Origin of the sequence: Cognatilysobacter lacus (assembly GCF_008274655.1) — a bacterium.
Taxonomy (GTDB): domain Bacteria; phylum Pseudomonadota; class Gammaproteobacteria; order Xanthomonadales; family Xanthomonadaceae; genus Cognatilysobacter; species Cognatilysobacter lacus.
The window spans coordinates 1-20,211 of the sequence record NZ_VTRV01000041.1 but is presented as its reverse complement, the minus strand read 5'-3'; the positions used below and the strand labels follow the sequence as shown (position 1 = coordinate 20,211).

The window sequence follows — 20,211 nt, the reverse complement described above, 5'->3', positions numbered from 1 at the left end:
TCCGCCTGGCGCTCCATGAAACGCGCGAGGCGTTCCAGCTTGAGTTCTTCCGGCACGGGATCGGGCAGCGCGTTCGCCGCTGCATCGTGCTCGGCGACCGAGCGCGCGAACGAGAGCTCGCGCTCGAACACGGCGCACTCGTCGAAGGAGAAAGGCGACGGTGGCGGGCTGGCGGCGGCCGCGAGCGCGGGCGCGAGGACAAGCGCGAGAAATGCGGGCATCGGTCCGACCGGTTTTCGGAAACGCGATGCTGGCGCGCGCGGGGCGCACGAGCGACCGGCTAAAGTCACGGTCCTTTCGCCGTCCGTCGCCTCCCGCGTGTTCCGACCCCTAGCTGCTTGCCTGCTCAGCCTTGTTCTTGGCGCCTGCGCCAGCACACCGCCGCCTCCGCCCGCCGCACCGGTCGCGCTGGTGCTGGTTTCGCTGGACGGCTTCCGCCCGGTCGACCTCGGCCGCGGCCGTACGCCGAACCTCGACGCGCTCGCCCGTGATGGGGTGCGCGCCGAAGGCATGCGCCCCTCGTACCCGAGCCTGACGTTCCCCAACCACTACACGCTGGTGACCGGCCTTCGGCCCGACCACCACGGCATGGTCCACAACTCCATCGACGACGCCGTGCTCGGCCGTTTCGAAACGAGCGACGACAAGGCGGTCGGCGACGGGCGCTGGTGGGGCGGCGAGCCGATCTGGGCCACGGCCGAAAAGGCCGGCATTCGCAGCGCGACCATGTTCTGGCCGGGCAGCGCGGCAGCCATCGGTGGAGTACGGCCGTCCGAATGGCGCCCGTACCAGGAATCGTTCGACGGGAACTCGCGCGTGGACACCGTGCTGGGCTGGCTCGAGCGCCCGACCGCGACCCGTCCGCGTTTCGTCGCGTTGTATTTCGAGGACGTCGACGAGGCCGAGCATTTGCGCGGGCCCGGCGCACCCGGGGCCGAGGCCGCGGTGGCCAAGGTCGACGGCTACATCGGTCGCCTGCGCCAGGGACTCGCGGCCCGCGGGCTCGCCGGTCGCGTCAATATCGTCGTTGTGTCCGACCACGGCCAGGCGCCGGTCGCGTGGAACCACGTCCTTCCGATCGACAGCGTGGTGCCACCGGACGTCGCGCGGACTGTCACCATGGGCGAATCCGTGGGCGCGGCGCCCCTGCCCGGCCACGAGGACGAGGCGATGCGTCGCATGGTCGGCCGTCATGCGCATTTCGAGTGCTGGCCGCGCGCGCGGCTGCCGGCGCGCTGGCACTACGGCTCCCACCCGCGCGTGCCGCCGATCGTGTGCCAGATGGACGAGGGCTGGAAGGCCGACACGCCGGCCAAGATCGCCAGGCGCCTTCCGGGTGTCGCGACCGGATCGCACGGCTACGACCCCGACCTGCCGTCGATGCGCGCGCTGTTCGTCGCCAACGGCCCGTCGTTCCGACATGGCGTGGTGCTGCCCGTCTTCGACAACGTCGACGTCTACCCGATGCTTGCGCGCCTGATCGGCGTAACGCCGCAGCCCAACGATGGCAATGCCGCCACGCTGCAACGAGTGTTCGGCGAGGCGCGCTGACGGCTAGCCGAGCAGGCGTGCCATCGCGTTCGCGAAGCGCGCCGCGATCGCCTCGGCTGCCATGTGGCGCCCCTCGCGCACGACGGTGCGTCCGGCGACCTCCACCTCGCGCACCAGCGGTCGGTTGCCGGCGAATATCCAGCGGTCGGCGACATCGCCCGCCGTCGCGCCTGCGAGCAGCGGATGGGTCGCATCCAGCACGAGGCGATCGCCCTCGCGCGCCTGGCCGGTCGAATCCGCCGCGCTGTCGAGCAGCTGCCGCAACAAGGTGTCGCCGACGCTGGTCGACGCGCCCACCGCGACGTTTCGCCGCCGCGTGGCAAGCCGCTGCCCGTATTCCAGCCAGCGCAGTTCCTCGACCGGCGATACCGACACGTGCGAGTCCGAGCCGATGCCCAGGCGGCCGCCGGCATCGAGGAACGCGCGCAGTGGAAACAGCCCGTCGCCGAGGTTGGCCTCGGTGGTCGTGCAGATCGCGACGGTCGCGCGCGATCGCGCAATGCCGGCGATCTCGCGGTCGTCGAGATGCGTGGCGTGCACCAGCGTCCAGCGTGCGTCGACCGGGGCGTGGTCGAGCAGCCAGCGAACCGGTCGCGCGCCGCGGGTAGCGATGCATTCGTCCACTTCCGCGGTCTGCTCGGCGATGTGGATGTGGACGCGCGAATCCGACGGCAACGCCGACAGCACCTCGTGCATGGCCGCTTCCGGGACGGCACGCAGGCTGTGCAGCGCGCAGCCGATCCGCAACGTGTCGCACGTGTCGGCCCGCAGCGTGTCGAGCAGGCGCAGGTAGCCGTCGACGCCGTGGCCGAACCGGCGCTGCCGATCGCCGAGCGCCCGGCCGTCGAAACCGCCGGTCATGTAGAGCACAGGCAGCAACGTCAGGCGGATGCCGGTTTCCCGTGCAGCATCGATGAGCGCGCGCGACATGGCGGCCGCGTCGTCGTAGGGCCGGCCGTCGGGGGCGTGGTGCAGGTAGTGGAACTCGCAGACGTGGGTGTAGCCCGCCTCCAGCATCTCGACATAGAGCTGGGCGGCGACGTCGCGCAGCGTCTGCGGATCGAAGCGGCCGGCCATGCGGTACATGGTTTCGCGCCACGTCCAGAAACTGTCGGCGGCGTCGGTCTGTCGCTCTGCCAGGCCCGCCATCGCGCGCTGGAATGCATGCGAATGCAGGTTGGCGATGCCAGGAAGTTCCCAGCCGCGGTCGGTGCGATGGACGAAGGTCGCGTTCATGGGCGGTCGCGGCATCGGGGTGCGCTAGGCTACCGCGAGCCGTCCGGGGAGGGATCGCATGCATATCGTCGAATTGGTGGGGCTCGTGGTCGTCACGATCGCGCTGGCATGCTGGCTCGTCGGCGAGCGGCACACGCTGGCGTCCGTGCAGCTTGCACGCGGCGTGTTGCCGGTGCCGGTCGACGAGGTGGAAGGCGACGCGTGATGGACGCGCGCTGGGACGCCCTGGTCACCGGTGCCTCGCTCGCCACGCTCGATGGCGAGGGTTACGGCGCGATCACCGACGGCGCCGTGGCGTGGAAGGACGGCGTGCTGGCTTACGTCGGGCGACGCGCCGACCTGCCCGCATCGCCCGCCACATTGGCGACGCATGCGATCGAAGCAAGCGGCTGGATCACGCCCGGCCTCGTCGACTGCCACACGCACGCGGTGTTCGCCGGCGATCGCGCGGCGGAGTTCGAGATGCGCCTTGAGGGCGCGCGTTACCAGGACATCGCGCGCGCCGGTGGCGGAATCCTCTCGACCGTGCGGGCCGTGCGCAACGCGGACGAGGCCGCGCTGTATGCCGAGTCGAAACCGCGCGTGGACGCGTTGCGCGGGGATGGCGTCACCACGCTCGAGATCAAGTCGGGCTACGGGCTGGACTACGAGAACGAGCGGAAGATGCTGCGCGTCGCGCGACGCTTCCGCGACAGTTCGCTGGACGTGCGCACCACCTACCTCGCCGCGCACGCGTTGCCTCCCGAATTTGTCGGCCGCGCGGACGACTACATCGACGCGGCGATCCAGTGGCTTCCGCGCCTGCATGCCGAAGGCCTGGTCGACGCCGTCGACGCGTTCTGCGAGGGCATCGGCTTCTCGCCCGCGCAGACCCGGCGCCTGTTCGACTGCGCGCGCTCGCTCGGCCTGCCGGTCAAGCTGCACGCCGACCAGTTGAGCGACCTCGGCGGCGCGGCGCTGGCGTCCGAGTTCAACGCGCTGTCGGCCGACCACGTCGAACACACGAGCGAGGCGGGCGTGCGCGCGATGGCCAGTGCGGGCACGGTCGCCGTGCTGCTGCCCGGCGCATTCCACGTGCTACGAGAAACGCAGCTGCCGCCACTCGACCTGTTCCGCGCGCACGGCGTGCCGATGGCGATCGCGACGGACTGCAATCCGGGCACGTCGCCGCTGCTCTCGCTTCGACAGGCCATGCAGTTGGCTTGCACGCACTTCAAGTTCACGCCCGAGGACGCGCTGCGCGGCGCGACCGTGCACGGCGCACGCGCGCTCGGCCTGCACGACCGCGGCATGCTGCGCGTCGGCATGCGTGCCGACCTGGCGCTCTGGGACATCAAACATCCCGCGGAACTCTGCTACTGGCTCGGCGGCACGTTGCTGCGCCGTACGTTCGTTGCGGGCCTGCCGTCCATCGCTGCGCCGCGCCACTGATCCCTTCGTCGGAGACTCTTCGATGCGCACCCTGCCCTGCCTGCTGCTCCTCGTGCCCGCACTTTCCGTTGCCGCGACCCCGGATGCACGCGACTTCGTGCAACAGGCGCTCATCGTCGACACCCATATTGACGCGCCGACGGAGTTGCTCAAGAGCTGGCGCGACCTCTGCAACGAAGTGCCGGATCGCGAGTTCGACGTAGTGAAGGCGCGCCGGGGCGGCCTGGATGTCGCCTTCATGTCGATCTACACGGCGCCCGAAGAAGACGCTGCCGGCACCGCGCGACAGAAGGCGCACATGGAGATCGACTCGGTCGAAGCGATGGCCGCGCGTTGCCCGGAAAGCGTCGCCATCATTCATGAGCCCGGTGATTACCTGCACCTGCGCGGCGCGCAGGGCCGCGTGCTGCTCGCACTCGGCATGGAAAACGGCGCGCCCATCGGCGACGACCTGTCGCAACTCGAACGGTTCCGCGATCGGGGCGTCCGCTACATCACGCTCGCGCACAGCCACAGCAACCGCATCGCCGACGGTTCCTACTCGCCGGAGCGGCCATGGCACGGGCTCAGCCCGTTCGGCGAAAAGGTCGTGGCCGAGATGAATGCGCTCGGCATCATGGTGGACGTCTCGCACCTCTCGGACGAATCGGTCGAAGACGTGCTGCGCGTCAGCAAGGCGCCCGTGATCGCGAGCCATTCGGGCATGCGCCATTTCACACCCGGCTTCGAGCGCAACCTGAGCGACACGTTGGCGAAGAAGATCGCGAAGGGCGGCGGCGTTGTGCAGATCACCTTCGGCAGCGGCTTCATCGATCCCAAAGCCGCGGCCGACACCACCGCATATTTCCGCGAACTTGCGAAGTTCCAACACGAGCAGACGCTGGCCAGGGCACGCGGCGAGGCGGCGAAGTCGGTCGACGATTTCGACGCCATCTGGGACCCGGCGCATCCGAAGCCCGCAACGCGCATTTCGCAGGTGGTCGACCAGATCGACTACGCCATCCGGTTGCTCGGCGAGGACCACGTCGGCATCGGCTCGGACTTCGACGGTGTGTCGGGTGCATTGCCCGAAGGCCTGAACAGCGTTGCCGACTACCCGAACCTGGTGCAGGCGCTGCGCGCGCGCGGCCATTCGGACGCGACGATCCGCAAGGTGCTGGGCGGCAACCTCATGCGCGTGTGGAAAGCGGTCGCCGCGCTCGCACGGGACTGAGTCGACAGGCGGAACGATTGCGCGTCAACCGGGGAGGCACGTGCGCGTTGCACGGTAATCGCCCGGAGACGCCGCATGAAGCGCTTGGTTCTTCCCCTTTGCGTGGCCGCCTGCGCCGCCGCGTTCGCCCATGCGCAGGACGGCGGCCTGCGCGCCATGCTTCGCGCGCGCATGGCGCAACGCCCTGCGGACACGGTCGTGGCAATCGGCGCCGACCCGTCCACCGTGATCACCCGGCCGGGCGACTATCGCTTCGACATTCGCCACGATGGCCTCATGCGCGCGTATCGGGTGCACGTGCCGCGCGCCTACCGCCCCGGGCGCGCGACGCCGCTGCTCGTCGCCCTGCACGGTGGCGGCGGCGACATGGACTGGCAGGCCGATGACTCCAAGTACGGGCTGATCGGCAAGTCCGAGCAGGCCGGTTTCATCGTCGTGTTCCCGAATGGATACAGCCGTTTCGCAAGCGGGCGCCTCGCGACGTGGAACGCGGGCGCGTGTTGCGGCGGTGCGCGCGACGCGGCCGTCGACGATGTCGGCTTCATCCGCGACGTGGTCGGGCACGTGCAACGTCAGCTGGACGTCGATCGCACGCGCATATTCGCCACGGGTATGTCGAACGGCGGGATGATGGCCTACCGCCTGGCTTGCGACGCGTCCGACCTGTTCCGCGCGGTGGCGCCGGTGGCGGGCACGGACAACACGCTCGACTGCCGTCCGGCGCGTCCGGTTTCCATCGCGCACGTCCACGCGCGGAATGACGACCACGTGCTGTTCGGCGGCGGTGCGGGCGCCAGCGCGTTCCCGAATGCGAACGCGGTGACGGACTTCGCTTCGGTGCCGGCGACGATCGCGAAGTGGTCGTCGCTCGTCGGTTGCCATGCGCCGGCGCGTCGCGTGCTGCAGCGGCCGGGAGCCTACTGCGACCTGCAGGACGACTGCCGCGGCGGGGCGAAGGTGCAACTGTGCGTCACCGAAACCGGCGGTCATTCCTGGCCCGGCGGGCACAAGGACCGCGGCGAGCCCGCATCGCAGGCGATTTCCGCGAACGACGTGATGTGGTCGTTCTTCGAGTCCTTGCCGCAACGTCGGCCATAAAAAAAGCCCCGCATCGGCGGGGCTTTTTTCGGACGCGGAAGGATTACTCCTTCGTCGCCTTCTTCACCGCGACCTTCTTGGCCGGCGCCTTGGCGACGGTCTTGGTGGTCTTCTTCGCGACGGGCGCGGACGCAGCGCCTGTCGACTTGGTGATCTCGGTGTGGCTGCGGGCATTGCCGTAGCTGGAAACGTTGCGCTTGCCCTTGGCAGTCTTGCGGTCGCCCTTACCCATCGTGTTGCTCCTGGAACTTGATAATTGAAATACCGGCGCTGCGGTGGCGCGGCGCCTGCGGACGGTCCGCTGGTTCGGTCGCGCTAGGCGCGCGAGGCTGCGAAGCCTAGCACAGGCGGCCGGTCGACCAGCCGCTCAGTGCGCGCAGCTGGGGCCGTGGACGTGGCGGCCGTGATGCATGCGCAGGTTGGCCAGATGCGCGAGGCCGACGAGACCGCCTCCGGTCGCCATCACCAGGCCGTGCACGAACGGCATGTCGTCGAGCGCCTCGAACAGCACGCCGAACCAGAGGATGGCGAGCCCGGCGAGCAGCAGCCTGAGCGCACGAACGTCGCGATGACGACGATAGCCCCAGACCATCGTCGTGACGCCCAGCGCCGTGGCGAACATCGCGAAACCCTGCTCGAAGTTGTCGCCGAACCACGCGGCGATCCCGAGGGACGGCACCAGGGCGAGCAGGACCGGCAGAACGGCGCAGTGGATGGCGCACACCAGGGAGCCGGTCGCGCCCAGCCGGTCGAGCACGCGCGGGGGCGATGGCGGCGTGTCCGACAGGGGCGTTGGCATGCGGTCCATTTGGAACATTATAACGTTTTCACTCGTGCAGCCCGGATGAGTGCGCCGCACCGGCGGCGACCGCGCGCGCCGGATGCGAGCGACGTACCGCCGGGATGGCCTGCGCGAGCAGCGCGCACGCGGCCAGCATCCACACGATCAACGCGCCGCTCGGCAGATCCAGCACTGCCGACAGCACGAGTCCGGTGACATATCCCGCTGCGCCGATGGCGTATGCGGTGACCAGCCGGCCGCGCCCCTGCATCCCGGCGGTTGCCAGCGCCGGCACGATCAGGCTCGCGAACACGAGGTAGACGCCGACCAGCTGCACCGAGGCCGTGATTGCCAGTGCGAACAGCGCGTAGAACGCGAGCCCGGCCAGCTGGCCGCGCCGCAGCCACATGAAGGCAAGCAGCACTATCGACAGGATCAGCGCCGGAAGCAGCTGCGCATAACTCACCCACAGGATCTGCCCGACGAGCAGATCCTTGAGGTGTTCGCCGCCCTGAGGATTGTTCGCGAGCAACAACAATCCGCCCGTGGCGGCGAGCGCGAACAGCGTGCCGATCAGCGGCTCCTGGTATTCGGGCCAGCGACGGTCCGTCCACGCCAGAAGTCCCGCGCCAAGCAGTGCCGCCGCCGCGGCGGCGACCTGCACCATGTAGCCGTGCTCACCGACACCGATGAACTGCGCAAGGATGACGCCGAGCCCGGCGATCTGCGCGATCGCCAGGTCGATGAAGATGATCCCGCGCGACAGCACCTGCTTGCCGAGCGGTACGTGCGTCGACAGCACGATCAGGCCAGCCACGCAGGCGGGCCCGAGGATGCTTACGTCAAGACCTTCCCAGTTCAACGTCACTTGGCGGCCTGCAGAAGCTTGGAAATGGTCGAGTCGAACAGGCCGAACAGGTCCTTCGACTGCGCGTCACCGCCGACGGTGAGCGGCAACGTCACCGCCTTGACGCCCGTGCGCTCGGCCAGCCAGTCGGCCGGCTTCGGATCCTGGTACGCGGCGCGGACGATCGCGAGCGTGTTGGCGGCCTTGGTCGTGGAGATCAGGCTGGCGAGGTGCGCGCTGGTCGGCGGCACGCCCGGCTTGGGCTCAAGTGCGCCGATCTGCTGCATGCCGAGCCAATCCCACAGGTACACCCAGCTGATGTGATGCACGACGACCTTGCGACCCTTCAGCGGTGCGGCCTGCGCCTTCCAGCGGGCCATCGCCGCCAGCCAGCGCTGCTGGAAGCCCGCAAGACGCTGCTGGTACGTCGCAGCATTGGCGGGATCGAGCTGCGCAAGCCGCGCATCGAGGCGCTGCGCCACGATCAGCACACGGCGCGGATCCATCTGGATGTGCGGATTGCCGTCGGGGTGCACGTCGCCGTTGGCGCGGTCGAGCGCGCTCGGGCGTTCGAGCGTCTTCACCTGGGCCGCGGCCATGAAGTTCCCGGCACCGGAGGCGACCTTCGCATTGCCGGACTGCCGGATCAGCTGCGGCAGCCAGCCCACCTCGAGCTCCGCACCCGTGCAGACCACCATGTCGGCAGCGCGCACCTTGGCGATCAGGCTCGGCTTGGCCTCGATGACATGCACGTCCTGCAGCGCCGACGTGCCGACGTCGACATCGACCTTGTCACCCGCGAGTTCGTGGACGAGCGAACCCCACTCGGGCTCGCAGGCGAACACGCGAATCTTGGCCTGCGCGGGCATCGCGACAGCAGCAGCGAGAAGTACGGCGGAAATCAAGAGGGACTTCATGGTTCGCTTCCTCAGAACTTGTGGGCGCCGTGGGCGCCGAGGCTGGTCTGGTACTGGACGGTGACGGCATTGTCGGTGTCGGCCGCATTGGGCTTGTCATGGCTCAACTGCAGCCTGAACAGGCTGAATTCGCTGTTGCGCCACGTCGCTTCCACCGTGTGGCGCATCGGATCGGTGCCGCTGGCGAGCGGGCCATTGTTCGCCGCCCACAGCCGGTCGAAGCGATAGCCGACGTCCCACGTGCGATTGAGTCGGTACACCGCTTCGCCATAGATGCCGCGACGCATGCCGGTCCAATCGACCGATGCCGCGGGATTGGCCACATCGACGAACGAACCGTCGCGGCGGTCGACGAAATACTCCGAGCGCAGCGTCACGCCGCCGTCCTTGAAGTTGCCCTGCGGCGCCCACTTCCACGTGCCGTCGGCTATGTAGAGCGTGCCGTTGCCGGTGAATCCGTCCTCGCCGGCGATCGCGCTGCTGCGCAGCATCGAAACGCCCGCGAGCCATTCGCTCTCGCTTCCGACGTCGCCACCGACATGCGCGAACAAGGTCTTCGTACCGATGCCGCCGTGTGCCGCGCCCGCCGCCGGATAGCTCTCGCCGCGGAACGCTTCGCCGCCGAGCTCGAGGAAGAACGACGTCGGCGCGACCCAACGCACCTGCACGCCGTCGTCGCCGTACTGGTCGCCGAGGAACGCCTGGTACGGCAGCGGGCGGTCGAAGAAATTGTCGGTATGCGCGTGGTGGCTGTTGAGGTAGCCGATGTTCGAATAGAAGCGGCCCATCCGGACATTCCAGCCGGCCGGCAGCGCCGTGGTGTCGACGAACGCTTCCTCGACGCCGATCTTGTCCTGGCCGTCCTCGCTGTGCGCCGTGAGCGTGAGCTGGCCGTAGAACTTCTCGTCGATGTTCGCGGCCAGCGACATCTCGCTTTCGCCGAGCGAGAAGCCCTGCGGCGACGTGCTTCCGCCCGGGAAGCCGGCACGCACGTAGGTCGCCGGATCCAGCGAATGGTGCGAGTAGCTGCCGTTGAGGATGATCGAGATCGCCGGATTGAACGCGTTGGCGTTCGAGCCCGAGGTGTCGCTGCCGCTCGCAAGCGCGTCGTTGTTCTCCGCTTGCGGCGCGGCGGGCGCGGCGGTGGCGTCAGTCGGCGTTTCCGGGGCGGCCAGATCTTCACTGGCCGCGAGGTCATCGGCTGGCGTGGTCGGCGGGGTTGCCGGAGTGGCGTCTGCCCCCGCATTCGCGGCGGGCGCCGACGCAACTCCCCGCATCCGCGCCAGCTCTGCCTGGGCTGCCGCGGCCTGCGCCTTGGCCTCGGCGGCTTCGCGATGGGCGGCCTTCGCGTCGGCCTCCAACTGCGCCATCCGCGCTTCGAGCGCCTTGAACTGCGCCTGCGAAACGCCGTCCGCGGCATGCGCGCTGCCGAGTGCGAGCGACAGCCCGAGGGCGAGGAGGGTCTTCTTCATCGATGCCGGTCCGGAGTTTGCGGAAGGTTATAACATTACGTTACGACCCCGGAGCGACCGGCCGCCATAGGCCAGAGGTCAGGTTCAGCTGTGATTGACGGCGGATTCGGGGCCGGCGGCCGCGCAATTGGCGCACAGGCCATGGACTTCGACCGTCTGGGCCCGCGGCATGAAGCCCAGCGCGCGGGCACGCGCGTCGAGGAGCCCGGCGACCTGTTCGTCCTCCAGCTCCGCCGCGGAGTGGCAGCGGTCGCAGATGAGGAACGGGACCGCGTGCGACGCCGAGCCGGGGTGGTGGCAGGCGACGAACGCATTGATCGACGACAGCTTGTGGATGAAGCCGTGCTCGAGCAGGAAATCGAGCGCGCGGTAAACCGTCGGCGGCGCAGCGGCGCCATGCGTCTGCTTCATCAGGTCGAGCAGGTCATAGGCCTTGATCGGGCGGCCCGCGTCGGCGAGCAGCTGCAGCGCGTTGGCGCGGATCGCGGTGAGCCGCAGGCCGCGCAACTCGCACTGCCGCTCCACCTCCGCGACGAACGCGCGGCTGCCGTGGACGTGGTGTTCGGGATGCGTGCAGGCGTTGGGCATGGAGTTGATCTAGGCGCCCGCCGGCAGTTTTGCAAGCGCCGCGTCGATGCGCAGCAGCGCTTCGTCGCGCCCGGCGAGGTAAACCGTCTGCGCGATGTCCGGGCTGACCTGCGTGCCGGTGATCGCTACGCGTAGCGGCTGCGCGACTTTGCCCATGCCGAGTTCGCAGGCCGCGGCGACGTCGTGCAGCACCATCGACACCGACTCCGGCGACCACGTCATCAACTCGCCCAGGCGCGCGCGGGCCTCGGTGAGCGGGCGGCGCGCGGCATCGGTGAGGTGCTTCGCGACGGCCGCCTCGTCGTACTGGTGCAGCGGCCGATACCAGACGCCTGCGCGCTCGGCCATGTCGGCCAGCGTCTGCACGCGGTCGCGCAACGCGACGACCACGTCCACCGGGTTCGGGCCGCTCGCGAGGTCATAGCCCTGGCGCTCCAGGTGCCACTGCAGGTGCCTGGCGACGGCTTCGGGCTCGTCGCTCTTGAGGTACTGCTGGTTGAGCCAGCCGAGCTTCGCCATGTCCAGCCGCGACGCCTTCGCGTTGACGTCCTTGAGGTCGAACAGGCGCGTCATTTCGCCGATCGAGAAGATCTCCTGGTCGCCGTGCGACCAGCCGAGGCGCACGAGGTAGTTCAGCAGCGCATGCGGCAGGTAGCCCATCTCGCGGTACTGCATGACGTCGGCCGCGCCTGTGCGCTTGGAGAGCTTCGCGCCCTGCTCGTCGAGGATCATGGGCAGGTGCGCGAAGTGCGGCACCGGCGCATTCAGTGCGTCGTAGATATTGATCTGCCGCGGCGTGTTGTTGACGTGGTCGTCGCCGCGCACCACGTCGGTGATCCGCATGTCGATGTCGTCCACCACGACCGCGAAGTTGTAGGTGGGATAGCCGTCGGACCGGATGATCACCAGGTCGTCGAGTTCGTCGTTGCTGATCTCGATGCGGCCCTTGACCTTGTCCTCCCACGCGACCACGCCGGCCTGCGGGTTCTTGAACCGGATCACGCGGTTGGGGTCGTCGCGGACGCCGGCATCCTGATCGCGGTACGCGCCGTTGTAGCGGGGCTTCTCGTTCTTGGCCATCGCGGACTCGCGCATGGCATCGAGTTCCTCGCGCGTCTCGTAGGCGTAGTACGCCTTGCCCGCGGCGACGAGTTGCTCGGCCACCTGCCGGTAGCGGGCGAGACGGTGCGTCTGGTACACCGGGCCTTCGTCGTAGTCGAGGCCGAGCCACTCCATCGCTTCGAGGATCGCGTCGATCGCGGCCTGCGTGCTGCGCGCGGCGTCGGTGTCCTCGACACGCAGGATGAATTCGCCGCCGTTGCGGCGCGCCTGGAGCCAGCAGTACAGCGCCGTGCGGGCGCCGCCGATGTGCAGGTAGCCGGTGGGGCTGGGCGCGAAACGGGTACGGCTGGCCATGCGGAGCTCGACGTCGAAGGTGACCGGCGATTTTACCGCGTACGGCAAGGCCATCCGTTCATACGGGCGGCCCGACCTCGACCATCAGCCAGTAGCCGTCGTGGTCTTCGAGCTGGCGGGGAAGCTTCTCAAGGCGCGTGGAGGCCGGCCAGCCACCCTCCGCCGCGTGCTCGCGCATCAGCACCCGAACGGCTTCGGCGAGGTCGGACAGGCGTTCCGCCTCGACACGGCTACCGGGGAAGTCGGGGAGCGTGGCGACGTAGCGACGCGATTCGTCGCGACGTACGAACGCGAAGTAACCGGCACTCATCCGCGCACGCGCCATCGCGCGCCATTGCACGCATCCATGCCGCTCCATCGATTACGCCGCATCCCGTACGCCCCCCGGCCGTGATCGGTCAGGTGACTATACGACGCGCGCGGGACCGGGCCGCGAAGCCCTTCCCGCGACGTGCGCCGTGTCGCAATTCGATCAGCGGCGCTGCGGCACGCGACGCAGCTTGGACACGTCATAGCCCATCGCGCGCAGGCGCTCGACATGCCCCAGGTAATCCGCCTCCGGAATTCGCGGCGTGCGCGCCATCACCCAAGCGTAGTCGCGCTTGCTGCGAACCACGAGCACCTGCGAGTAGTCGGGCGCCAGCCAGCCGATCACGTATTCGGCCTTGATCGGCCAGATGAACTGCATGCCCCAGACCGCATTGCCGGTACCGGGCACGACGCTGCCGACCGGACGCATGGTCTTGATCGGCACATCGAAGCCGCCCTTGCGGTAGCGGAACGTGGTCTGGATGCGACCGTCGGGAAGGGGCGCATAACTTTCGACCGCGTCGAAGGCATCGCGTTCTGCGAACGACGGGATGGCGGCGATGACATACCAGTCACCCATGAAGCGCGGCAGGTCGACCTGCGCGACATGCGGCACCGTAGGCGCGCCCGCACTGGCGCAACCGGCGAGGACAACGAGCGCGGCGGCGATCAGGCGACGCATCAGGCGGCCCTCGAAAAGCGGTAATGCGCGACCAGCCACTCCTGCCCGCCGGCATAGCCGAACAGTTCGGCGCAGGCCATCCAGAACATGCGCCACCGCTGGAACCACAGCCGTGCATCCGCGGTGCCGTACGCCTCCTCGAGCACCGCCATGATCTTGCGACGGTGCGCGTCCTGGTTGGCGAGCCAGTGGTTGGCGGTGCGCATGTAGTGCGTGCCGTCCACGTGCCAGCGCGCCTCGATGTCGAGGTCGCCCTGGAACCAAAGCAGCGTGTCGCTGGCCGGCATCAGGCCACCGGTGAAGAAGTGGCGGCCCATCCAGTTATCGTCACCTGCGGTTTCGAACGGATACATGCAGGTGCGGTGCGCGAAGACGTGCACGAACAGCTTGCCGCCCGGCCGCAACCAGCGGCCGATGCGCGAGAGCAGCGCGCCGTAGTTGCGCATGTGCTCGAACATCTCGACGGACACGACGCGGTCGTATGCGTCGGGGTCCAGTTGCAGCCGGTTCACGTCCTGCGTGATCACGCGTACGTTGAACAGGCCGCGGACGCGGCACTCGCGCTCGATGTGTTCGCGTTGCGCATTCGAGTTCGACACCGCGGTGATGCGGGCGCCCGGGTAACGCTCCGCCATCCACATGGTGAGCGAGCCCCAGCCGCAACCGAGCTCGAGGATGTCCTGGTCGTCGGCGAGTTGCGCACGTTCGCCGTACAGCTCGAGCATTGCGGACTCGGCTTCGTCCAGCGTCTCGCGGCCCGTGGGATACAGGCAGCCCGAATATTTCAGCCGCTCGCCGAGGCACAGGCGGAAGAACGCGGCCGGCAGCTCGTAGTGCTGCGCATTCGCCGCGTCCGTGTGGATGGCGACGGGGCTGTCGCGCAGGTCGTCGATAAGACGCTGGAAACGCGCGGCTTGGACAGCGAGGCCACCGGCACGTTCGTCGGCGAGCCGTTGTGTGCACAGGCGACGGATTCCGAAACGCACCAGTGCATCCGGAAGCCAGCCGCGCTCGGCCCAGCCAAGCAGGCCCGGCGCAGGCAGGTGCTGCGGGAGTTCGGGAAGTCGTTCGGCGACGGCGGTCATGCGGGGGCCCTCCGAGGGGCGCGGCGACGGGGAAAGCGCGGGAACAACATCGGCGTGGTGCGCTGGTAGTCGCGATAGTCGTCGCCGCGGGTGCGCAGGGCTTGGGCTTCCGTGTACGGAATGCCGCTGATCCAGCGCAGGAACACGTACATCACCACCGGACCGGCCCATGCCAGCCCTGCCCACGGCGAACCCACCGCGAGCGCCGCGTACGCGAACCAGTGCAGCCATTCGAAGAAATAGTTGGGATGCCGCGACCACGCCCACAGCCCGGCACGGCAGGTGCGCCCGCGGTTGGCCGGGTTGGCGCGGAAACGCGCGAGCTGGCGATCCGCGATGCCCTCGCCTGCAAGCGCACCCACCCAGATGCCGACGCCGACCCATGTCCACGCGACGGCGCCACCGGCCGGCACGCGCGCGACAGCCGCAAACGGCATCGCGAACAGGGGCACCAGCAGCGCCTGCAGCTGGAAGAGTGCGAAGAACTTCACGCCCGAGCCGTTCCAAATGCGTCGAAGGTGCGCGTAGCGCCCGTCCTCGGGCTCGGCAAGCACGCGCCGCGCGAGGTGTGTCGCAAGTCGCAAGCCCCATGCGCCGCCGAGCACCGCAACCAGCATGCGGGGAGTCGGCGCGCCGTCGCCGATGCAGCCGAAGAAGATCGCGCTGGCGCCGACGCCAAGCGACCACAGCACGTCCACCATGCCGGCGTTGCGCGTGCGCTGCTGCCACGCCCAGCCGATCGTCATGATGACCGCCATGGCCGCCCACACTTCGAGGAAACGCCACGCGCTCATGGCGTGGCTCCGACAAGCGCAACGCCGGGCCGTCCGCGCGCTGCGAGGCGTGCGAGCACGGGAAGCGCGATGCCCCAGCCCACGGCCAGCACCGCGATCACCTGCGGAGCGGGAGCCACGAATTCCAGTGCCGACGCGCCTCGCGCCGCGCCCAGGTACGCCAGCGGCCCGCCGATCGCACCCAGCGCGGCGGCGAGCCACGTGCGCGACTGCAGGGCCGCGAATGAACAGGTCAGCGTCAGCGGGAACACCGCCCAAAGTGCGAGGATCCACACCGGTGCGCCAACGATCCGTCGCCAGGTGTCGCCTTCGGCCGCATGTCGCACCCAGCCCGCATGTTCGAGGGCGCCGTCGAGCAACAGTCCGAAGCCTATCCCGGCTAGCAGCAACGTCAGCTTCGATGCTCGCGTATTCGCGTCAGCCAAGTGCACCGCCGCGAAAGCGCCGCCGGCGACGGCGCCGGGCCACGCATGCCCGGAGCCCGCACCGAGCACTGCCGCGAACCAGACGCCCTGGTATGCCACCGCGTCGAGCAGCCGGTTCATGCGAGCAGCGTCCCGCACTCGCTCGGGCGGTGCCCGGGCTTGGCGAACAGGAGATGCGATACGCCGATCGTGCGTTCCCGGAAGCCGCCTTCGCAGTACGCCAGGTAGAACTCCCACATGCGGATGAACCGCTCGTCGAAGCCCTGCGCGCGCACCCCTGACAGCTGCGCCATGAAGCGCGTACGCCAGGCGTCCAGCGTGCGGGCGTACGAGAGGCCGAAATCCTCGAGGTGGACGAGCGCAAGGTCGCTCGCGCCCGACTTCGCCGATAGCATCGCCTCGATCGACGGGATGAAGCAGCCGGGAAACACGTGTCGCTTGATGAAATCCACCGACTCCAGCGCCTGCACGTAGCGGTGGTCCTCGATGGTGATCGCCTGCACGAGCCCGAGGCCATCGGGCGCCAGCAGCGCACCGAGCTTGCCGAAATACGTTTCGAGGTACTGCGCGCCGATCGCCTCGACCATCTCGATGGAGACCAGCTTGTCGTAGGTGCCCTCGAGGTCGCGATAGTCCTCGAGTAACAACGTGACCTGCGACTGCAGCCCCGCGTCAGCCACGCGCTGCGCCGCGAGTGCGCGCTGCTCGCGCGAGATGGTCGTGGTGGTGACGTGGCAGCCGTAGTTGGCCGCCGCGTGCAGCGCGAACCCGCCCCAGCCGGTGCCGATCTCGATCACGCGATCGCCAGGCTTGAGGTCGAGCTTGCGGCAGATGCGGTCGAGCTTGCGCGTCGACGCCGCTTCGAGCGTGTCGTCGGGCCCAGCCCACAGAGCCGACGAATACATCAGGTCATCGGAGAGGAACAGGCGGAAGAATTCGTTGCCGAGGTCGTAATGCGCGGCGATGTTGCGACGGCTGCCGACGCGCGTGTTGCGACGCGTCGCGTGCAGCGCCTTCATCACCCAGCCACCCAGACGCGCAAGTCCGGTCTCCATGCCATCGAGCAGGTCACGGTTGCGGGCGAGCAGTCGGACCAGGCCGACCAGGTCGTCGCACGACCACGCCCCGTCCATGTATGCCTCGCCCGCGCCGACGCTGCCGTTCGTCGCGATCGCGCGGTAGAACGCGGTGTCGTGGATGCGCAGGCGAACGGGCGGCGTGCCGTCGGCTTCACCGCGCGTCTCGACGCCGAGCGCGTCCTCCACCACCGCGGTGCCCCTCAGCCGGCCGAGCTGGTCCAGCAGGCGTTGGCGCAGGAAGCGGTCGAGGCCGCCAACCGAGGGCGACGCATCGGATTTGACGAGCTCGTTCATCGTGGCCTCGGAAACGTTTTTGGATGCCTATGGACCGGAACGCGCTTGAGCCAGAGCCGCAGCGCCTGCCAGTGGATGGCGCCGACCACCTGCGCGGTCATCAGCGGATAGCGCCACAACACGCGAGCGAGCGATGCCCCGTCGAGCGGACGGCGACGCAGCTGCAGCGTCGCCTCGAACTCACGCGCACCGTCGTCAAGCACGCGCATGTGCACGGCCAGGTCGTCGCCCGGAAGCGTGAAGCGCCAGTCGTAGCGGCGACGCATCCCGATGAACGGCGATACGTGGAAGGCCTTGTCGAACGACCAGTGCAACGCACGACCGCGCCGCTCCGCGGTGGCGACCGGCAGCACGTAGGCGTGGCGTTCCTTCCACGGGGTGTTGGTGATCTCGGCGACGATGCTGTGGAGCGCGCCCGTCGCGTCGTGGCAGTAGTAGAAGCTCACCGGATTGAAGACGTAGCCGGCGTAACGCAGGTGCGCGAGCAGGCCGATGGCGCCTTCGGGCCGCTCGCCGGTCGCCCGCTCGACGCATGCGCGCACAGCGTCGGCCAGCGGAAGCTCGGGCGGGCCGAGGTAATCGCTGCGCCGGAACTCGGCAAACGCGCGTCCCCGGCTCGACCACAGCCAGCGCCCGTCGAACACACGGCTCACTTCGTCGAGGTCGAGGTAAAGCTGCGCCATCCCGTAGTCGAACGCGTGCGCGGTTGGCGCGTGCCGGCGATGCTTCACACGACCCTCGTACACGGCGCTCGCAAAGGCTTGTGTCATGCGGGCACAGCCGCGAGGTGCGCACCTGCAGATGTCGCGTGCGCGGGCACGGGCACCGGAACTGGCCAGTGCGCACCCAACGCGCGTGCGACGTCGGCCGCGCTGCGGATGCCGTCCTCGTGGAAGCCCCAGCCCCAGTACGCGCCCGCGAACCACGTGTGGCGCGCGCCCTGGATCTCGTGCCGGCGCGCCTGGGCCGCCACGGATGCATGCGTGTACACGGGATGGCTGTACGTGCGGCGGCGCAGGATGCGCGCCGGGTCGATCGCATCGGTGCGGTTGAGCGTGACCACCAGGGGCGAACTGGTCTGCACCGACTGCAGCACGTTCATGCAGTAGCTGACCGTGCACGCTTGCGCGGGGTCGGCCGGCACGAAGGCGTTCCACGCCGCCCACGCGCGCGGGTTGCGTGGCAGCAGCGCCGCGTCGGTGTGCAGGACGGTGTCGTTGGACTGGTAGGGGATCGAACCGAGGATGGACGTCTCGCGCTCGTCGGCGTCCGCCAGCAGACTCAGCGCCTGATCGCTGTGGCAGGCAACCACCACCTGGTCGAATCGCTCGACGCCGCCGGGGTACGTGACCTCCACGCCCTCGGCGTCGCGCCGCAGCGCCAGCACCGGGCAGCCGACGCGTTCGCGCACGCGCCAGGCCGACTGCAGCGCATGGATGTACGTTGACGAGCCACCGCGCACCACGCGCCACTGCGGCCGCCCGCTGAGCTGCAGCATCTGGTGGTTCGCCATGAACCTCACCAGATACTTCGCCGGGAACGACTCGATGCGTGCCGCTGGCGACGACCACAGCGCCGACGCCATCGGCACCAGGTGCGCTTCGCGAAACAGGCGGCCGTAGTTGCCGGCGTCGAGGTAGTCGCCGAGCGTCGGCCCATTTCCGGGTTCTTCGAGCAAAGCCGGCGCGGACCGGTAGAAGCGCACCAGGTCGACCAGCATCCGCCAGAAGCGCGGCGACACGGTGTTGCGGCGCTGCGAGAAGAGCGAGCCGAGGGTGTCGGCGTTGTACTCGAGGCCGGTCGCTTCGTGATGCGCCGAAAAGCTCATCGTGGTCGGCTGCGACTGCACGCCGAGCTCATCGAACATCGCCGTCAGCAGCGGGTAGTGCTGCGGGTTGTGCACGATGAAGCCGGTATCGATGCGATAGCCGCGGCCATCCAGCTCGATATCGTGCGTGTCCGTGTGGCCGCCAAGGCGCGCGTCGGCCTCGAACAGGTGCACCTCGTGCTGGCGCGACAGCAGCCACGCGGATGCCAGCCCCGAGATGCCACTGCCGACGATCGCGATGCGCATGTCAGGGCTGCGCCTTCGCCAGCACCCAGTCGGGCACCGGCTTGAGATCGCGGACGAGCCCGCACGCGGCCATCAGGCGCAGGCCGTAGTAGGTGATGTCGACTTCGTACCAGCGGAAGCCCTGCCGCGCCGTTCCCGGGAAGAAGTGGTGGTTGTTATGCCAACCCTCGCCGAACGTGAGCAGCGCGAGCCACAGGTTGTTGCGGCTGTCGTCGCGGGTGTCGAAGCGACGCGTGCCAAAGCGGTGCGCCAGCGAATTGATGGTGACCGTGGCGTGGAACAGCACCACTGTCGAGACGAAAAAGCCCCACACCAGCATCTGACCCCCGCTGGTGTGGAGCTGTGGCGCGAACCCTTCCAACCATGCGCCCAAGGAGTACGTGCCGGCGGCAAGCGCGACGGGCACCAACGTGTCGAAACGGTCCAGCAGGCGCAACTCGCGAAACGCCTCAAGGTCCGGTATGCGTCGCATGTCGGTGCGGAACGCGCGCGGGGTGAGGAACCACGCGGCATGCGACCAGAGGAACCCCCGGACCTTCGGCGAATGCGGGTCCAGTTCCGTGTCGGCATGCCGGTGGTGATGGCGATGGTGCGAGGCCCACCACAGCGGGCCGCGCTGCACGCAACTCGCGCCGATCAGCGCGAACACGAACTGCACGCCACGCGAGGTACGGAACGTGCGGTGCGAGAAGTAGCGGTGATAGAAGCCGGTGATCGCGAACATGCGTATCGCGTACAGCGCCGCGGCCACCACGAGCGCGGCCGGCGAAACACCCACCCAGAACACGGCGATGCATGCGAGATGCATCGCAACGAACGGGCCTGCGCGCAGCCAGTCGATGCGATCGTCGCGGGCACCATCGATGCCGTTGGCGGGCGCGTCGGTGTCGAACCAGCCGCGGACGCTGGCGAGCAGGCG

Annotated in this window: 22 protein-coding genes and 1 pseudogene; 5 read left to right on the top strand and 18 right to left on the bottom strand. The window is 68.8% G+C overall.

Going from position 1 to position 20,211, the window contains the following annotated elements:
- Positions 1-221: pseudogene (locus FW784_RS05610) on the bottom strand (hypothetical protein); the annotation flags it as partial.
- 97 nt (positions 222-318) lie between these two features.
- On the opposite strand from FW784_RS05610, the gene FW784_RS05605 reads away from it, so the two are divergent.
- Positions 319-1,551 carry an alkaline phosphatase family protein gene (locus FW784_RS05605; RefSeq protein WP_149352370.1) on the top strand — a complete coding sequence of 411 codons (1,233 nt, stop codon included), beginning with the start codon at positions 319-321 and terminating at the stop codon, positions 1,549-1,551.
- A 3-nt stretch (positions 1,552-1,554) separates the two neighbouring features.
- On the opposite strand, the gene FW784_RS05600 is transcribed toward FW784_RS05605, so the two are convergent.
- Entirely contained in the window at positions 1,555-2,787 is a 1,233-nt protein-coding gene (locus tag FW784_RS05600; protein ID WP_235893585.1) for a formimidoylglutamate deiminase, read from the bottom strand.
- A 58-nt stretch (positions 2,788-2,845) separates the two neighbouring features.
- Here FW784_RS05600 and FW784_RS14280 point away from each other — a divergent pair, with 58 nt between their 5' ends.
- From FW784_RS14280 to FW784_RS05585, 4 genes are all read left to right on the top strand, one after another.
- A complete protein-coding gene (locus FW784_RS14280) occupies positions 2,846-2,992 on the top strand; it encodes a hypothetical protein (protein ID WP_187770691.1) in 147 nt (48 codons plus the stop codon).
- Positions 2,992-4,218, top strand: a complete 1,227-nt coding sequence (gene hutI / locus FW784_RS05595; RefSeq protein ID WP_149352368.1) for an imidazolonepropionase — start codon at positions 2,992-2,994, stop codon at positions 4,216-4,218. Before FW784_RS14280 ends, hutI begins: the two co-directional genes overlap by 1 nt.
- A 22-nt stretch (positions 4,219-4,240) precedes the next feature.
- Entirely contained in the window at positions 4,241-5,431 is a 1,191-nt protein-coding gene (locus FW784_RS05590) for a dipeptidase (protein WP_149352367.1), read from the top strand.
- 75 nt (positions 5,432-5,506) lie between these two features.
- A complete protein-coding gene (locus FW784_RS05585; protein ID WP_149352366.1) occupies positions 5,507-6,529 on the top strand; it encodes an extracellular catalytic domain type 1 short-chain-length polyhydroxyalkanoate depolymerase in 1,023 nt (340 codons plus the stop codon).
- A 43-nt stretch (positions 6,530-6,572) separates the two neighbouring features.
- Here the strand turns inward: FW784_RS05585 and FW784_RS05580 are convergent, their stop codons facing one another.
- The 16 genes from FW784_RS05580 to FW784_RS05505 all read right to left on the bottom strand — a co-directional run bounded on the left by FW784_RS05580 (position 6,573) and on the right by FW784_RS05505 (position 20,208).
- A complete protein-coding gene (locus FW784_RS05580) occupies positions 6,573-6,761 on the bottom strand; it encodes a 30S ribosomal protein THX (RefSeq protein ID WP_149352365.1) in 189 nt (62 codons plus the stop codon).
- A gap of 135 nt (positions 6,762-6,896) precedes the next feature.
- The gene (locus tag FW784_RS05575) at positions 6,897-7,328 is read right to left on the bottom strand and encodes a MerC domain-containing protein (RefSeq protein WP_149352374.1); all 432 of its coding nucleotides are present in this window, start codon (positions 7,326-7,328) and stop codon (positions 6,897-6,899) included.
- A gap of 28 nt (positions 7,329-7,356) precedes the next feature.
- On the bottom strand, positions 7,357-8,178 hold the full coding sequence (locus FW784_RS05570) for a metal ABC transporter permease (RefSeq protein WP_205123563.1): 822 nt from the start codon (positions 8,176-8,178) through the stop codon (positions 7,357-7,359).
- Positions 8,175-9,074: a metal ABC transporter substrate-binding protein gene (locus FW784_RS05565; RefSeq protein WP_149352364.1), complete on the bottom strand. Its 900-nt coding sequence runs from the start codon at positions 9,072-9,074 to the stop codon at positions 8,175-8,177. Before FW784_RS05565 ends, FW784_RS05570 begins: the two co-directional genes overlap by 4 nt.
- Positions 9,075-9,085: 11 nt before the next feature.
- Positions 9,086-10,546 (bottom strand): hypothetical protein, encoded by a 1,461-nt coding sequence (locus FW784_RS05560; RefSeq protein ID WP_149352363.1) that lies wholly within the window; start codon positions 10,544-10,546, stop codon positions 9,086-9,088.
- Between the two features lie 84 nt (positions 10,547-10,630).
- Positions 10,631-11,134 carry a transcriptional repressor gene (locus tag FW784_RS05555; protein WP_149352362.1) on the bottom strand — a complete coding sequence of 168 codons (504 nt, stop codon included), beginning with the start codon at positions 11,132-11,134 and terminating at the stop codon, positions 10,631-10,633.
- A gap of 9 nt (positions 11,135-11,143) precedes the next feature.
- Positions 11,144-12,550: a glutamate--tRNA ligase gene (gltX, locus tag FW784_RS05550; protein WP_149352372.1), complete on the bottom strand. Its 1,407-nt coding sequence runs from the start codon at positions 12,548-12,550 to the stop codon at positions 11,144-11,146.
- Positions 12,551-12,608: 58 nt separating this feature from the next.
- A complete protein-coding gene (locus FW784_RS05545) occupies positions 12,609-12,860 on the bottom strand; it encodes a type II toxin-antitoxin system HicB family antitoxin (RefSeq protein WP_149352361.1) in 252 nt (83 codons plus the stop codon).
- Positions 12,861-13,022: 162 nt separating this feature from the next.
- On the bottom strand, positions 13,023-13,541 hold the full coding sequence (locus FW784_RS05540; protein WP_149352360.1) for a lipocalin family protein: 519 nt from the start codon (positions 13,539-13,541) through the stop codon (positions 13,023-13,025).
- Complete coding sequence (locus tag FW784_RS05535) at positions 13,541-14,626, bottom strand: SAM-dependent methyltransferase (protein ID WP_149352359.1); 1,086 nt, start codon at positions 14,624-14,626, stop codon at positions 13,541-13,543. The genes FW784_RS05540 and FW784_RS05535 overlap by 1 nt, the downstream gene beginning before the upstream one ends.
- Positions 14,623-15,420, bottom strand: a complete 798-nt coding sequence (locus FW784_RS05530; protein ID WP_149352358.1) for a DUF1295 domain-containing protein — start codon at positions 15,418-15,420, stop codon at positions 14,623-14,625. Before FW784_RS05530 ends, FW784_RS05535 begins: the two co-directional genes overlap by 4 nt.
- On the bottom strand, positions 15,417-15,965 hold the full coding sequence (locus FW784_RS05525; RefSeq protein ID WP_149352357.1) for a DUF2878 domain-containing protein: 549 nt from the start codon (positions 15,963-15,965) through the stop codon (positions 15,417-15,419). The genes FW784_RS05530 and FW784_RS05525 overlap by 4 nt, the downstream gene beginning before the upstream one ends.
- Complete coding sequence (locus FW784_RS05520) at positions 15,962-17,218, bottom strand: SAM-dependent methyltransferase (protein WP_149352356.1); 1,257 nt, start codon at positions 17,216-17,218, stop codon at positions 15,962-15,964. Before FW784_RS05520 ends, FW784_RS05525 begins: the two co-directional genes overlap by 4 nt.
- Positions 17,215-17,988 (bottom strand): DUF1365 domain-containing protein, encoded by a 774-nt coding sequence (locus tag FW784_RS05515; RefSeq protein WP_149352355.1) that lies wholly within the window; start codon positions 17,986-17,988, stop codon positions 17,215-17,217. Before FW784_RS05515 ends, FW784_RS05520 begins: the two co-directional genes overlap by 4 nt.
- The gene (locus FW784_RS05510; RefSeq protein ID WP_149352354.1) at positions 17,985-19,292 is read right to left on the bottom strand and encodes an NAD(P)/FAD-dependent oxidoreductase; all 1,308 of its coding nucleotides are present in this window, start codon (positions 19,290-19,292) and stop codon (positions 17,985-17,987) included. Before FW784_RS05510 ends, FW784_RS05515 begins: the two co-directional genes overlap by 4 nt.
- A 1-nt stretch (position 19,293) precedes the next feature.
- Positions 19,294-20,208 (bottom strand): acyl-CoA desaturase, encoded by a 915-nt coding sequence (locus FW784_RS05505; RefSeq protein WP_149352371.1) that lies wholly within the window; start codon positions 20,206-20,208, stop codon positions 19,294-19,296.
- Positions 20,209-20,211: the final 3 nt, after the last annotated feature.

What these genes read in the sequence shown, in the direction of transcription:
- FW784_RS05600 (WP_235893585.1), bottom strand. Translation starts at nt 2,787, where the DNA reads ATGAACGCGACCTTCGTCCATCGCACCGACCGCGGCTGGGAACTTCCT.
- FW784_RS14280 (WP_187770691.1), top strand. Translation starts at nt 2,846, where the DNA reads ATGCATATCGTCGAATTGGTGGGGCTCGTGGTCGTCACGATCGCGCTG.
- hutI (WP_149352368.1), top strand. Translation starts at nt 2,992, where the DNA reads ATGGACGCGCGCTGGGACGCCCTGGTCACCGGTGCCTCGCTCGCCACG.
- FW784_RS05590 (WP_149352367.1), top strand. Translation starts at nt 4,241, where the DNA reads ATGCGCACCCTGCCCTGCCTGCTGCTCCTCGTGCCCGCACTTTCCGTT.
- FW784_RS05585 (WP_149352366.1), top strand. Translation starts at nt 5,507, where the DNA reads ATGAAGCGCTTGGTTCTTCCCCTTTGCGTGGCCGCCTGCGCCGCCGCG.
- FW784_RS05580 (WP_149352365.1), bottom strand. Translation starts at nt 6,761, where the DNA reads ATGGGTAAGGGCGACCGCAAGACTGCCAAGGGCAAGCGCAACGTTTCC.
- FW784_RS05575 (WP_149352374.1), bottom strand. Translation starts at nt 7,328, where the DNA reads ATGCCAACGCCCCTGTCGGACACGCCGCCATCGCCCCCGCGCGTGCTC.
- FW784_RS05565 (WP_149352364.1), bottom strand. Translation starts at nt 9,074, where the DNA reads ATGAAGTCCCTCTTGATTTCCGCCGTACTTCTCGCTGCTGCTGTCGCG.
- FW784_RS05560 (WP_149352363.1), bottom strand. Translation starts at nt 10,546, where the DNA reads ATGAAGAAGACCCTCCTCGCCCTCGGGCTGTCGCTCGCACTCGGCAGC.
- FW784_RS05555 (WP_149352362.1), bottom strand. Translation starts at nt 11,134, where the DNA reads ATGCCCAACGCCTGCACGCATCCCGAACACCACGTCCACGGCAGCCGC.
- gltX (WP_149352372.1), bottom strand. Translation starts at nt 12,550, where the DNA reads ATGGCCAGCCGTACCCGTTTCGCGCCCAGCCCCACCGGCTACCTGCAC.
- FW784_RS05545 (WP_149352361.1), bottom strand. Translation starts at nt 12,860, where the DNA reads ATGAGTGCCGGTTACTTCGCGTTCGTACGTCGCGACGAATCGCGTCGC.
- FW784_RS05540 (WP_149352360.1), bottom strand. Translation starts at nt 13,541, where the DNA reads ATGCGTCGCCTGATCGCCGCCGCGCTCGTTGTCCTCGCCGGTTGCGCC.
- FW784_RS05535 (WP_149352359.1), bottom strand. Translation starts at nt 14,626, where the DNA reads ATGACCGCCGTCGCCGAACGACTTCCCGAACTCCCGCAGCACCTGCCT.
- FW784_RS05530 (WP_149352358.1), bottom strand. Translation starts at nt 15,420, where the DNA reads ATGAGCGCGTGGCGTTTCCTCGAAGTGTGGGCGGCCATGGCGGTCATC.
- FW784_RS05525 (WP_149352357.1), bottom strand. Translation starts at nt 15,965, where the DNA reads ATGAACCGGCTGCTCGACGCGGTGGCATACCAGGGCGTCTGGTTCGCG.
- FW784_RS05520 (WP_149352356.1), bottom strand. Translation starts at nt 17,218, where the DNA reads ATGAACGAGCTCGTCAAATCCGATGCGTCGCCCTCGGTTGGCGGCCTC.
- FW784_RS05515 (WP_149352355.1), bottom strand. Translation starts at nt 17,988, where the DNA reads ATGACACAAGCCTTTGCGAGCGCCGTGTACGAGGGTCGTGTGAAGCAT.
- FW784_RS05510 (WP_149352354.1), bottom strand. Translation starts at nt 19,292, where the DNA reads ATGCGCATCGCGATCGTCGGCAGTGGCATCTCGGGGCTGGCATCCGCG.